We start from the raw sequence: 13,125 nt of genomic DNA, 5'->3' as shown, positions 1-13,125 counted from the left end.
GCTCATGGTCCGGGCGGCGCCCAGAGCCGCCGCATCAGCGCGAGCCCTCCTGGAAGAGGATCACGCGGACGGTGGCGACGAGGATCAGCAGGTCGAGGAAGAGGCTGCGGCGCCGGACATAGTAGAGATCATAGGTCAGCTTCTGCCGCGCATCGTCCACCGAGGCGCCGTAGGGGAAATTCACCTGCGCCCAGCCGGTGATGCCCGGCTTGACCACCGCGCGGTCGGCATAGTGGGGAATGGCGAGGGAGAGCTGCTCCACAAAGGCAGGCCGCTCGGGGCGCGGGCCGATGAAGGCCATGTCGCCCTTCAGCACGTTCAGCACCTGCGGGATCTCGTCGATACGGGTCAGCCGCAGGAAACGCCCCACTCGCGTCACGCGCGGGTCGCGCCGCGTGGCCCATTGCGGCGCGCCGCCCGCCTCGGCGTCCACGCGCATGCTGCGGAGCTTTGTCAGCATGATGATCTTGCCGCCCTGCCCGACGCGCGCCTGCCGGTAGAAAACCGGGCCAGGGCTGTCGATACGGATGGCCAGCGCCGCCAAAGCCGTCAGCGGCAAGGTGAGCAGCAGCAGCGCGAGCGAGACGGTGACGTCAAAGGCGCGGCCCACGAAGGCCTCGGACCGGCGCATATGCGCGCCGCGCGCCGTCTCTAGCCAGTGCGGCTCCAGCGCATCGAGGTCCACGCGCCCCGAGAGGCGTTCGAGGAACTCGACCTCGCCGACCAGCCGGATACCAGCCTGCGACCAGTTCTCACGCAGGGTGGCCGGCACGGTCGCCGGCTCCGGCGCAACCACCCACCGGATGCCGCGGGAACGCAGCTCGGCCGCGCCGAGCCCCGGCACCGCGGCGGCACCTCCGGCCTCCGCCAACGCCTCGCTGCTGATGCGCAGGGCGACGCGAAAGGGTTCCTCGGCGGCGGTCGGCCCGGCCGGCGGCAGCTTCATCAGCGCCGTGCGCGAGCCGTCCAGCACCGCGACGCGCTGGGTGAACAGCCCCGTGCGCGCGACGCCAAGAAAGAGGAGGCGGGTGAGAAGCACGACGCCCGTCCCGGCCGCCGAGAGCAGCACCACTGCCACAGCGGGGCTGGTGGCTCGGCCACCGAGGTCGACGCGAAGGAACTCGACCGCCGCCCAGGCGAGGGGCGCGAGCAGAATCGCGGTGAGCAGCGTGCCGGTGAGCAGGCCGCGCGCCCGGCGCCAGCCGTTCGGGCTATGCATGCCGGTCGCCGCGGCGGCCAGGCCGGTGGAGACGGCGAGGATCGCCGCGAGGCCGGCCGCCTGGAAACCGCCCGGCGAGCCTGGCCCGCTCGTCGATGCAGATAGCAGGTAAATAACGGCAAAGCAGACGACGGCCTCGGCCATGTACAGGGCCAAGCCTTCCGATCGAACACTATGGCCGAAAAGACTGGTCATCCTGATCCGCTTCCTGATGAAACCCACGCGACATGGCCTAGCTCCACGCCAAGACGCCGCGACGTTCCGGGAAGGATTTTCCTTCCCTCAACGTGCGGGTGGTCGTCACAAGCGCAGCGCCGTGGATCGCGGCAGCGAGGATTGGGTCCAATGGAAACGGAAGGAATTGCATCTGGCGCCGAAGAGCAAGCCTTAAACGCCTCAACAATCTGTGTTTCATCGGATGTGCCACCGCCGTGATCAACGGATGCGTAACGTCCACGAGGAGCACAACGCAGCTCGATTCACCGCTCCGGCTTTTGTGATCGATTCTGGTGTGCAAAGATACTATTTCGAACCGAGCAGTGTGCTTCAAAGGTCTCGCCGTGACATCATCCTTAACATGTGATGTTCGGATAAGGACTGTTTTCGTCTAGGGACGCCATTGAAGGCCACCGGGTTACGTTCCCGGTCCGATGCCATGCTGGATCGTTCCAGTGAGCCGCTGGGAGTTGAGCTTGAACGAAACGCCGAAGGATGGAGCGCTGAACATGATGCCTGGGTGTCTCCGCCGGAATCGGGCTGGCCTTGGCCGCCGCGGGCTGCTCGCCTCTCTTGCCGCCCTTTCGCTCGCCGGCGCCCTGCCGGCCTGCTCGGGCCCTGCTACTGCGCCCGTTCAGGAGGTCGCGCGCGCTGCGCCCGACTACGTGATCGGGCCGGGCGATGTGCTGAGCGTCTTTGTCTACCGCGCGCCGGAGCTGAGCACCTCCGACCTGCCGGTTCGGCCTGACGGCCGATTCTCGCTTCCCCTCGTGCCGGACATCCAGGCGGCGGGGCGCACGCCCACCCAGCTGAGCCGCGACATCGAGGGGCGGATGAAGCAGTACATCCGTGAGCCCGTCGTCTCCGTCATGGTGCGCGGATTCGTCGGGCCGGCGGACAAGCAGATCCGCGTGATCGGTGAGGCCGCGCAGCCGATGGCGCTTCCCTTCCGCGAGGGGATGACGGTGCTCGACGCGATGATCGCCTCGCGCGGCCTGACGCGATTCGCGGCGGGCAACAGCGCGCGCATCATCCGCGAATCCGGCGGACAGCCGGGCGCGCCGCGGCAGACGATTCCGGTGCGCCTGCGCGACCTCCTCAACGACGGGGACGTGGCGCAGAACGTTCCGCTGCGCCCGGGTGACACGCTGGTCATACCGACCGGCTGGTTCTGAGCAGGCCGAGGCAATGAATATTACCTCACAGATCAGGCGGCACGTTGCTGCGGCCTGGCGGCACCGCTGGAAGGCGCTGGCGCTCTCCTGGCTCATCTTCGGAATCGGCTGGATCGGCGTCTCCGCCATCCCCGACCGCTACAGCTCCACGGCGCGCGTCTATGCGGACGCCGACGCGGTGCTGAGCACCCTGCTGCGCGGCATCGCGATCGACAGCACTGCGGGCCGCGAGGTGGAGCTGCTGCAGCGCACGCTGCTCAGCCGCCCGAACCTCGAGCAGATCATTGCGCGCACCGATCTCGACAAGCGGGTGACGAGCGTCGCCGCCCGCGAGGCGCTGCTGCTCAAGCTCTCGCAGGAGATCAAGCTGAACCCGCAGACGCGGAACCTCTTCACCCTCTCCTATGCCGATCCGGATCCGAAGATGGCGAAGGACGTGGTGCAGGCCACGCTGAACCTCTTCATCGAGCTCGCGGCAGGCACGGACCGACAGGGAATCGAGAACGCGCAGGGCTTCCTCCTTTCTCAGATCGCTGCCTACGAGGTGCGGCTGCGCGAGGCAGAGCGCCGCCGTGCCGAGTTCCAGTCGCGCAACATCGACATTCTGCCCGATCCGAACGGCGGCCTTTCGCGCCTCGAATCGGCGCGCGGCCGGGTGCGGCAGATCCAGGGTGACCTGCAGGATGCGCGCACGCGGCGCGAGCTGACGCGACAGCAGCTGGCGAACCAGCCGCCGATGGTTTCGGCCGAGACGCTCGGCGGCGGCAATTCGCGCGTCACCGATCTCGAGCGCGAGCTGCGCGAGATGCGGCTGCGGCTGACCGATGCCCATCCAGACGTGAAGGCCGCCCAGGCCGCGCTGGCCGCGGCGCGCGCCAGCGGCAACACTGGTGGCGGCGGTGGCCGTGCCACGATGCGCTCCAACCCGGTTTACGAGCAGCTGCAGATCCGCATGGTCGATGCCGATTCGCAGGTCGCCTCGCTCGAGCGGCAGATGCGCGACGCCACGGCCGACCTCGAGCGGCTGGATGCCAAGGCCCGCGAGCAACCCGAGGTCGAGGCGCAGTTCACCAATCTGGACCGTGACTACAACGTGCTTCGCCGCAACTACGAGGAACTGCTCGCCCGCCGCGAGTCGATCTCCCTCGCGGATGCCGCGCGCACCGGCTCGGACCGCGTGAAGCTTGAGGTGGTGGACCCGCCAACCGCGTCCCTCATCCCGGTCTCGCCCAACCGTCCGCTCCTCCTCGCGGGCGTGCTGGTGGCGGGGATCGGCGCGGGCGTGGTGCTGGCCCTCCTCCTGTCGCAGCTCGACAGTGGCTTCTACACCGTGCACGACCTTCGGCGGCTCGACCTGCCGGTGCTCGGGCGTATCTCGGCGCAGAATCCACGGCTTGCGCCGCGGGCGCTGTCCACGGCGGCCTTCGGCGCGGCCTGCGCGGTTCTCTTCGTCGCCTTCGCCGCGGCCGTGGCAGGACCGTCGATCATCGCGCACGCGCCGCAGTTCCTGACGCGGGCTTTCGCGTGAGCGAGCCCCGCCCCCAGCCGCCCCGCTCCCACCTGATCGATCGCGCGATCGATGCCATGGGTGGGCTCGATGCCCTCTCCTCGCCGCGGCTTCCGGCCGCGCGCGGGCCGATCGGCGAACCTCCAGCCACCCAGCCGGCTCCTGCGCCGGTTCCGCCGACGCCCGGGCCGGGCGCCGGCGAGACGCCGGCGCCAGCCACCGGCGTCTCGGCCAGCCGGCCGCTGCCGGCGGGCCCCCTGCCCGCGCCCGCCGGCCAGGGCACCCCGGTCCTCGATCCACCGGTGGGCCGCACCCCTGACACGATCCAGCCGCCGTCCGTGCCGCTCGCGGCTCTTCTCTCGGCCGGGCTCGTCGCCACGCCTGGCAAGGGGCGCAGCCGTTCGTCTGAGGAGGTGAGCGTCGTGCAGCACCAGGTGCTCCGCACCATGCTCGCCGCGCCGTCTGCCGATGCGCGCTCGCGCGTCGTCCTCGTCACCAGCGCCCGTCCGGGCGAGGGGAAGACCTTCCTGGCGCTGAACATCGCCGCTAGCCTCGCGGCCGGCGGGTCTCATCCCGTCGTCCTCGTGGATGCGGATGGAAAAGTGGATTCCCTCAGTCAGCTGCTCGGCCTGACCGAGCGCCCCGGCCTGCGCCTGCTTGCGGCGGAGGGTGGCCGGAACGCCCGTGCCATGGTCGTTCCGACGGCCATGCCGCGGCTCTCCGTCATGCCCTATGGCGTGGCCCAGGCGAAGGGGCCTGCGGTGCCGCCGGGCGCGGCTCTGGCGGCCGCCGTCCGGCAGACCTCGGCGGCTCTCCCCGGCCATATCATCGTCATCGATAGCCCACCCGCGCTGTCGACCAGCGATGCGGGAACGCTGGCCAGTGTCTCCGGCCAGGTGCTGGTGGTGGTGGAGGCGGAGCGCACGCAGCGCAGCGAAGTTGAGGCCGCCCTCGACCTCGTGGAGGCATGCCCCGTGCTTCAGCTCGTCCTCAACAAGGCCCGCTTCTCGGAGAGCGACACCTTCGGCACCTATTCCAACGCCTACGGTGGTGACTCGAAGTGAAGCGGCGCGCACGTCCGTCATCGGCGCCGCCCCTCCGGGCGGTCGCTCTCGCGCTGGCCTGCGCCGTGGCCTCGACCGGTGGCGCGGCCGCCCAGGAGGCGCTCGGGTCCGACCAGGGCGGCGGCCAGGGCAGCGCGGGCGCCTCCTCCCCGGCGGCGTCCGACACCGGCACCCGGACCGACGACACCACCGGGCAGCGCCCGGCCGACTCCACGCGTGACGACGCGGCCACGACCTTCGAGCCGTTTGCCCCGCGTGATGCGGCCGACACCTTGTTCGGCGGCTCGCCGGTCGGTCGCCTCGGCGCCGGGCTTCCGCCCGGGCGGGCCGGGCTCTTCTCCGGCTCCCCAGCGCAGCCCGGCGGCCTCGGCGCACCGCTCGGCCCCCCTGCAGGCTACGGTCTGCCGGACGGGCGTGCCTACACGGTGCGGCCGAGCGTCGTGGTGCAGGAGCTCTGGACAGACAACCTGTACCAGGACCCTCGCAACAAGCGCTCCGATTTCATTACGACGATCACGCCGAACTTCTACGTCGCGGCGGATACGGCACGGCTTCGCGGCGGCCTCACCTATGCGCCGACCTACGAGTACTACGCGAACACTCCAGGCCAGGACCGCCTCGACCATCGATTCGTGGGCGATGCGCTCGCGACGATCGTGCCGGAATCCCTGTTCCTCGCGCTGAGCGGCTCCGGCGATACGCGCACGGCCACCGGCGGCTATACGCCGGAGGGCACGACCGTCGTCGGGCGGAACAACCGCGTGCAGACGGTGAACCTCTCGGCCACGCCCTACTACGTGCATCGCTTCGGCGGCTGGGCGACGGCCATCGCAGGGTACAGCTACAGCTACGGCTCCACCTCGGGTAGCGACGCCTTCCTGCCCGGGTCCGGGCAGCGTTACTTCACCTCGCAGGACTACACCTCGAGCCAGATCTTCGGCGTGCTGCGGAGCGGCGAGAATCTTGGCCGGGTGGCGCTGGAGGGACGGATCAGCGGCACGACCTTCAGCGGTAGTGGCGTGCTCAACGGCGCGCATCGCGACCAGGCGTCGGTGCAGGCGCTCTACGGCATCACGCGCAACATCGCGGCCTTCGTCGAGGGCGGCTACGAGGACCAGAGCTACGCGGGCACGCCGCGGGTGAGCATCCAAGGGCCGATCTGGTCGGTCGGCACCCGGCTGCGCCCGAACGAGTACAGCGTCATCACCGCCCGCTACGGGCGCCGGGATGGCTACAACTCCGCCTCTCTCGAGGCGAACGTCGCGCTCGGGCCGCGCACCCAGCTTCTGGCCAGCTACAACGACCGGCTGACCACGAGTACGCAGCGCGGCACGGACCTGCTCTCCACCGGTACGCTGGACGAGTCTGGCTATCCCGGCAGCCTCGGCAACAACTTCAGCCCGGCAACCGATACCGGAAGCTTCGGCAGCAATCCCTTCCTGGCGACGCAAGGCGGGCTGCTGCGGGTGAAGCGGGCCGCCCTTTCGATAAGCCGCAGCTTCACGCGGGACACGGTGAGCCTCGCCCTCTTCCGCGAGGAGCAGACGCCGATCGCGACGACGAGCGAGACGGTGGCTTTCTCCCAGCGTGGCACCTCGGGAAGCATCTCCTGGGCCCATGAGCTCACGCCGGAGATGACGGCCATCGGGTACTTCCAGTACGGCACCTACACCTCCCCCACCTTTGGGTCGGGGAACACGGCGACCGCCAGCGCCTCCCTCGTGCGGCGCTTCACGCCTCGGCTCTCCGGCAACCTGCTCTACGCCATCAGCCGCCGCGACAACGGCACGGACCGTTTCGCCGGTATTAACCAGGGCACCAGTATCCAGAATCTCGTCCTCGTCTCGCTGCGGCAGGACTTCTAGGGACGCCACGATGTACAACGAATATTACGGGTTCCGCGAAGCGCCATTCCAGATGACGCCGAACGCCCGGCTTTTCTTCCCGAGTTCCGGGCATAGCCGCGCGGAGCGGCATCTGCTGTTCGGCCTTTCGCAAGGCGAGGGCTTCGTCGTCGTCACCGGCGAGGTCGGCGCGGGCAAGACGACGCTCGTCGAGCGGCTCTGCGCGCGGCTGGACCCGAGCGGCTTCGCGGTCGCGCGCATCGCCACCACCCAGGTGGAGGCGGACGACCTGCTGGCCCTCGCCGCCGACGCCTTCGGCGCACCGATGGAGGGCAGCAAGGCGACCGTGCTGCGCGCGGTCGGCAGCGCGCTTCAGCACGGGCCGCAGCGCCACGTGCTGATCGTGGACGAGGCACAGGCTCTCCCCTTCGCGGCGCTGGAGGAGCTGCGGATGCTCTCCAACCTCACGGGGGAGGAAGGGCAGCCGCTGCTGCAGATCATCCTGCTCGGGCAGCCGCAGCTTCGGCGCACGCTCTCCAGTCCGGATCTCGACCAGCTCCGCCAGCGCATCCTCGCCTCCTATCACCTGACGGGGCTGACGGCGGAGGAGACCCACGCCTACGTGGAGCACCGCCTGCGCGCGGTGGGCTGGGACGGCCGCCCGAACTGGGAGCCGGAGGCGCTGGACAGCGTGCACCGGCACAGCGCCGGCATCCCACGCCGCATCAACCGGCTCTGCTCGCGCGTGCTGCTCGCCGGCGCGCTGGAGGAAACCTGGACCTTCACGCGCGGCCTGGTGGAGGCCACGGCGCTCGAGCTTGAGGACGACCTTGGCGCCGGGCCACGCGGGAGCTCCAACGGTGGGAACTTCACGGACGGCGACACGAACGAATTGGCGCGTCGGCTCGGCTCGGTGGAAGGCATGATCGCCCGGCACGACCGCGTGCTCGGGCGCTTGGCCGACCTGTTCAACATGCCCCGGGGGAAGGCGTGAACGCCATCTCGCCCGGAACGCGCCTGCGCAACGCGATGAGCGTGGACGTGGAGGACTGGTTCCAGGTGCAGGCCTTCGCCGGCACCATCCCGCGCGACGCCTGGGACGGGCTTGAGCTGCGGGTGGAGGCAAACACCGATCGCATCCTCGCGGCGTTCGACCGCGCGGGCGTGCGCGCCACCTTCTTCACCCTTGGCTGGGTGGCGGAGCGCCAGCCCGCGCTGGTGCGCCGCATCGCCGATGCCGGACACGAGCTGGCGAGCCACGGCTTCGGCCATGAGCTGGTCAGCGAGATCGGCGAGAGCCGCTTCCGCGAGGACATCCGCCGGGCGAAGCGCGTGCTGGAGGACGTGGCGGCCGTGCCGGTGCGCGGCTACCGCGCGCCCACATTCTCAATCGGGCCGAACCTGACGCCCTGGGCGCATCGCGTTCTGGCAGAGGAGGGTTATACCTACTCGTCCTCCGTCTTTCCGATCCGGCACGACCTCTACGGTTCCCCGGATTCGCCGCGCGTGCCGCACCGGCCCGACGCGGCCGGGGTAACCGAGGTGCCGATGACCACGGTGCGCGCGGGCGGCCGCAACCTGCCCTGCGCCGGCGGCGGCTGGTTCCGGCTGATGCCCTATCCGCTTTTCCGAGCTGGTCTGCGGCGGGTGAACGCGGCGGACGGACAGCCGGGCGTCTTCTACTTCCACCCCTGGGAGGTCGATCCGGGCCAGCCGGAGGTGCCGGGCGCGCGCCGCCTCTCGCGCTTCAGGCACCGCGTGGGGCTTGGCGCCATGGAGGCGAGACTGGAGCGGCTGCTGCGCGATTTCTCCTGGGGTCGGATGGACGAGGTCTTCGGCCTCGTGCCCGAGCCGGCGAGGACCTGAGACCGTGGCAGTGAAGGTTCGGCCTCTCGATGCGGCCAGCGAGGGCGCCTGGGACAGCTTTGTCCGCGCGCAGCCCAATGCGGGCTTCTTCCATCTCTCCGCCTGGGCGCGCGTGATCGAGCGCGCGTTCCGCCACCGCACGCATTTCGCCATGGCCGAGCAGGACGGCGCCATCGTCGGCGTGCTGCCGCTCGCGCGGATGAAGACGCCCCTCTTCGGCGACCTCCTCGCCTCCACCCCCTTCTGCGTCTATGGCGGCCCGGTCGCGGCGACGCCCGAGGCAGCGGCAGCGCTGGAGGCGCACGCGATCGAGTTGCACCGCACGACCGGCGCGGCCTGCCTCGAGTTCCGTCACCTCCGGCTGCCGATGCCGGACCCGACCGAGCATGGCTGGGGCATGCGCCCGCCCCTCTACTGGACCTTCCGCCGCCCGATCACGGGCGATGCCGATGCCGACATGAAGGCGATCCCGCGCAAGCAGCGTGCGATGGTGAGGAAAGGCATCCAGAATGGCCTCACCTCCGTGTCGAACAGCGACATCCCGACGCTGCACCGCGTCTATGCGGAGAGCGTGCGGAACCTCGGCAGCCCGGTTTTCCCGCGTGCCTATTTCCAGGCGCTGGCCGAGGCCTTCCCGGGCGAGCACGACGTGACCACCGTGCTGCACGAGGGGCGTCCGGTCGCCTCCGTGCTGAACTTCCACTTCCGCGACGAGGTGCTGCCCTATTACGGCGGCGGCACCGCGGAGGCGCGCAACGTCGCCGCCAACGACTTCATGTACTGGGAGGTGATGCGGCGCGCCGGGGCCGAGCGCGGCGCGCGGATGTTCGACTTCGGCCGCAGCAAGTCCGACACGGGCGCCTTCTCCTTCAAGAAGAACTGGGGCTTCGAGCCGACGCCCCTGCACTACGCCTATCGCCTGCGCCCGGGCGCGGCGTTGCCGGAGAACAACCCGAAGAACCCGAAATACGCGGCGATGATCAAGGTGTGGAAGCGCCTGCCGCTGCCGGTGGCCAATATCCTCGGCCCGCCGCTCACGCGCGGGCTGGGCTGAACGCATGTCGCGCCGCCTGCTCTTCCTCTGCCACCGGATCCCCTATCCGCCGGAGAAGGGCGAGAAGATCCGCGCCTGGCACATCCTCGACCGCCTGGCCGAGAGCTGGGACGTGGAGCTGGGCTGCCTGGTGGACGACCCGGCAGACCTCGACCACCTCGGCGCCCTCAAGGCGCGCTGCTCGGCGGTGGAGTGGCGGGCGGTCAGCCGGCGCAAGCAGGGGTTGCGGGCGGTCACCTCCGTCCGCCCGGGGCTGCCGCTGACGCTCGGCTGGTTCCACGAGCCGGGGCTGAGCGCCTGGGCGCGCGGCGGCATCGCGGAGGGGCGCTATGGCGCGGTCTTCGTCTATTCTTCGGCCATGGCGCCCTATGCCATGGGACCGGCGCCGCGCGGTCCGGCGCCGCGCCGGGTGCTCGACATGGTGGACGTCGATTCTGAGAAGTGGCGCGCCTATGCCGCCGGCGCCGGGCTCCCGATGGGCCCGGTCTGGGCACGCGAGGCGCGCACTCTGCTCGCCTTCGAGCGTCGTGCCGCGGCGGCCTTCGACCTCACCCTCTTCGTCTCCCCGGCCGAGCGCGACCGCTTCGTGGAACTCGCGCCCGAGGCGGCGGGTCGTGCGGACTGGCTGGAGAACGGCGTCGATCTCGACCGCTTCGATCCTTCTGTCCCACGCGAGCGCCCCTTTGGACCGGCGCCCGCGCTCGTCTTCACCGGCACGATGGACTACCGCCCGAACGTGGAGGCCGTGACCTGGTTCGCGCAGGAGGTCATGCCGATCCTCCGTCGCCGTAACCCGGCGCCGGAGTTCCACATCGTCGGCGCCAATCCAGCACCGAGCGTGACGGCTCTTGCCTCCCTGCCCGGCGTGCACGTCACCGGGCGCGTGCCGGACGTGCGGCCCTACCTCGCCCACGCGGACGTCGCGGTCGCACCGCTGCGGATCGCGCGCGGCATCCAGAACAAGGTGTTGGAGGCCATGTCCATGGCGCGTCCGGTCGTTGCCTCCCCCCAGGCGCATGAGGGCGTGAGGGCGCGGGCAGGCAAGGACCTGTTGGTGGCAGACGGCGCCGAGGAAACCGCGCGCCGTGTGGCGGAGGTGCTGGACGGTGCCCATCCCGGCCTCGGCGCGGCGGCGCGGGCGGCGGTGCTCGGCACCTATCCCTGGTCGGTGACGTTGCGCCGGCTGGACGCGATGATGGGGGGCGGCCTCCAGGCCGCGGCCGAATGAGCGCCACGGCGGGGGGCGTCACCGCGGTGGTACGTCCGCGTTCGGGCTGGACCGGGGCGCTCGTCGTGCTCGGCCTTGCCCTTGCGCTTTTTGGCTTCCTCTTCCGCGAGGAGATCGTCGCGGCCGTCCATACCTGGGAAACCTCTACGGCCTACAACCACTGCTGGCTGGTGCTGCCGGTCGCGGCCTGGCTCGCCTGGGTGCGGCGGGATCGGCTGGCGGTGCTCGGCCCCGTCCCCTCCCCCGCCCTCGCCCTCCTCATCCTGCCGCCGGCCGTCCTCTGGCTGCTGTCGGAGCGGATGGGGATCATGGAAGGGCGCCAGCTCGCGGCCATCGGCATCCTCTGGGCCATGGCGCTGGCGATCCTCGGCTGGCAGGTCTGCCGGGCCATGGCGGCACCGCTGCTCTACCTTATCTTCCTCGTGCCCTTCGGGGCCTTTGCCGTGCCGCTGCTGCAGACCGTGACGGCGTATCTTGTCGAGTTCGGCCTGCGCGTCCTCGGCATCCCGCACTACGTGGACAGCTTCATCATCGAGACCCCGGCCGGGACCTTCCTGGTGGCGGAGGCCTGCGCCGGGCTGCGTTTCCTCGTGGCGGCGCTCGCCTTCGGCGCGCTCTACGCCGTCACGCTGTTCCGCAGCCCCGGCCGACGGGCGGCGGTGCTGGCGGCCGCCGTGATCGTGCCGATCCTTGCCAATGGCGCGCGCGCCCTCGGCATCGTCGTGCTGGCCCAGCATCTCGGCTCCGCCGAGGCCGCGGCGGCGGACCACGTGGTCTACGGCTGGGGCTTCTTCTCGCTCGTGCTCGTCCTTCTCATCCTGGCCGGCCTGCCCTTCCGCGAGGATTCGGCCCCGGCTGGGATCTCCGCCCCGGCCACGCCGCGCGCGGCGCCCGGCGGAGCGCGCTTCGTCCTGGCGGGGGTGCTCGTCGCGCTCCTGTCCTCTGCGGCACCCGGCGTAGCGGCTGTGCTGGACGAGGCGGGTGGGGAACCGATGACCGCGACCCCGCGCCTCGCGGCCGTGCCGGGCTGCACCGCGCGCGAGGATGGCGCGCTGGACTGCGGCGGGCTGACCGCGACAGCCCGCCTGCTGGTCTTTCCCGCGCGCACCACCTGGGCCGGTGTCGCCGCCACGCGCCGCCGCCTGCTGGGTGAGGAGGACGAGGCCTATATCTTTCGCATTCCCGCGGGCGACGTGACCTGGGATGCGCGCCAGGCGCCGGAGTCTCTCGACACCAATGCCGCGGCAGCCTGGCTCGACGGGCACCTCGCCGGGGATGGGCTGCGGTCGCGCGCTATGCAGGCGCTGAACAGCCTGCGCGGCAATGGCGGGATGCCGGTTGTGCTCGCGATCACCCTACGCGCAGAGGGCGAGAGCGCCCCGGGCGCTGCGGAGCGCCGGACACTTCTCACCAGCCTTGCGGAAGCGCAGAGCGAGCTGGCGGCCAGGGCAGACGCGCTGTCTCGCCGCGCGGGGAACTGACACCTCTTGTCGGATACCTTTACAAACCCGGTTCTATACGGATTACAAAACCAATATCCTATTGTTATTTCTGATGAAATCGCCTTGGCATGGTCGTTGCCATTGTGTGTATCGGGTAGGCCGCAACGGTCTTCCGGACACCCGACCACCGCCAAGGAACCCCTCCTCCATGCGCAAGCTTCTCCTCGCTGCCGCCGCCCTTCTCTCCCTCGGCATGGCCTCCCAGGCCCAGGCCGCGCCCGAGCTCTCGGCGCGCATCTTCCAGGACGGCGTCTTCGTCCCCGGCACCGCCTCCACCTCGTCGAGCGGCGCCCTCCTCGTCACCGGCAGCTCCGCCAACTTCTCCATCGTCACCGCGCTCTCCATCGGCTTCCCCCAGGTCGCCCAGCCGGCGCTCGACGTGCAGACCACCTCGGTCAGCAGCATGGGCAACTTCGCCACCGCCCACACCGTCACCTTCGAGGTCACCCA

At 70.4% G+C, this 13,125-nt stretch carries 11 protein-coding genes; 10 read left to right on the top strand and 1 reads right to left on the bottom strand.

Translation table 11 applies throughout. The features are described from left to right. Positions 1-34 precede the first annotated feature (34 nt). Entirely contained in the window at positions 35-1,414 is a 1,380-nt protein-coding gene (locus tag BO39_RS19890; protein ID WP_084698288.1) for an exopolysaccharide biosynthesis polyprenyl glycosylphosphotransferase, read from the bottom strand. Between the two features lie 497 nt (positions 1,415-1,911). On the opposite strand from BO39_RS19890, the gene BO39_RS19885 reads away from it, so the two are divergent. The 10 genes from BO39_RS19885 to BO39_RS19840 all read left to right on the top strand — a co-directional run. Then, positions 1,912-2,610: an XrtA/PEP-CTERM system exopolysaccharide export protein gene (locus BO39_RS19885; RefSeq protein WP_245615285.1), complete on the top strand. Its 699-nt coding sequence runs from the start codon at positions 1,912-1,914 to the stop codon at positions 2,608-2,610. A 13-nt stretch (positions 2,611-2,623) separates the two neighbouring features. Continuing rightward, entirely contained in the window at positions 2,624-4,138 is a 1,515-nt protein-coding gene (locus tag BO39_RS19880; protein ID WP_084698287.1) for an XrtA system polysaccharide chain length determinant, read from the top strand. Next, positions 4,135-5,181 carry a P-loop NTPase gene (locus BO39_RS35005; protein ID WP_043836719.1) on the top strand — a complete coding sequence of 349 codons (1,047 nt, stop codon included), beginning with the start codon at positions 4,135-4,137 and terminating at the stop codon, positions 5,179-5,181. Before BO39_RS19880 ends, BO39_RS35005 begins: the two co-directional genes overlap by 4 nt. Beyond that, positions 5,178-7,046 carry a TIGR03016 family PEP-CTERM system-associated outer membrane protein gene (locus BO39_RS19870; protein ID WP_156963784.1) on the top strand — a complete coding sequence of 623 codons (1,869 nt, stop codon included), beginning with the start codon at positions 5,178-5,180 and terminating at the stop codon, positions 7,044-7,046. The genes BO39_RS35005 and BO39_RS19870 overlap by 4 nt, the downstream gene beginning before the upstream one ends. Positions 7,047-7,056: 10 nt before the next feature. Continuing rightward, a complete protein-coding gene (locus BO39_RS19865) occupies positions 7,057-8,019 on the top strand; it encodes an AAA family ATPase (RefSeq protein WP_043836715.1) in 963 nt (320 codons plus the stop codon). Next, on the top strand, positions 8,016-8,891 hold the full coding sequence (locus BO39_RS19860; protein ID WP_342666332.1) for an XrtA system polysaccharide deacetylase: 876 nt from the start codon (positions 8,016-8,018) through the stop codon (positions 8,889-8,891). The genes BO39_RS19865 and BO39_RS19860 overlap by 4 nt, the downstream gene beginning before the upstream one ends. Before the next feature lie 4 nt (positions 8,892-8,895). Then, positions 8,896-9,945: a FemAB family XrtA/PEP-CTERM system-associated protein gene (locus BO39_RS19855; protein WP_211257492.1), complete on the top strand. Its 1,050-nt coding sequence runs from the start codon at positions 8,896-8,898 to the stop codon at positions 9,943-9,945. A 4-nt stretch (positions 9,946-9,949) separates the two neighbouring features. Beyond that, complete coding sequence (locus BO39_RS19850; RefSeq protein WP_043836713.1) at positions 9,950-11,173, top strand: TIGR03087 family PEP-CTERM/XrtA system glycosyltransferase; 1,224 nt, start codon at positions 9,950-9,952, stop codon at positions 11,171-11,173. Next, positions 11,170-12,654 (top strand): exosortase A, encoded by a 1,485-nt coding sequence (gene xrtA, locus BO39_RS30220; RefSeq protein WP_052402338.1) that lies wholly within the window; start codon positions 11,170-11,172, stop codon positions 12,652-12,654. The genes BO39_RS19850 and xrtA overlap by 4 nt, the downstream gene beginning before the upstream one ends. 169 nt (positions 12,655-12,823) lie before the next feature. After that, a partial coding sequence (locus BO39_RS19840; RefSeq protein ID WP_043836711.1) for a hypothetical protein occupies positions 12,824-13,125 on the top strand: 302 nt, incomplete at its 3' end.

The sequence above is a fragment of the Roseomonas aerilata DSM 19363 genome (assembly GCF_000711725.1).
Lineage (GTDB): Bacteria > Pseudomonadota > Alphaproteobacteria > Acetobacterales > Acetobacteraceae > Roseomonas > Roseomonas aerilata.
The sequence above is the reverse complement of the archived record's forward strand: the minus strand, read 5'-3'. Positions and strand labels throughout refer to the sequence as shown.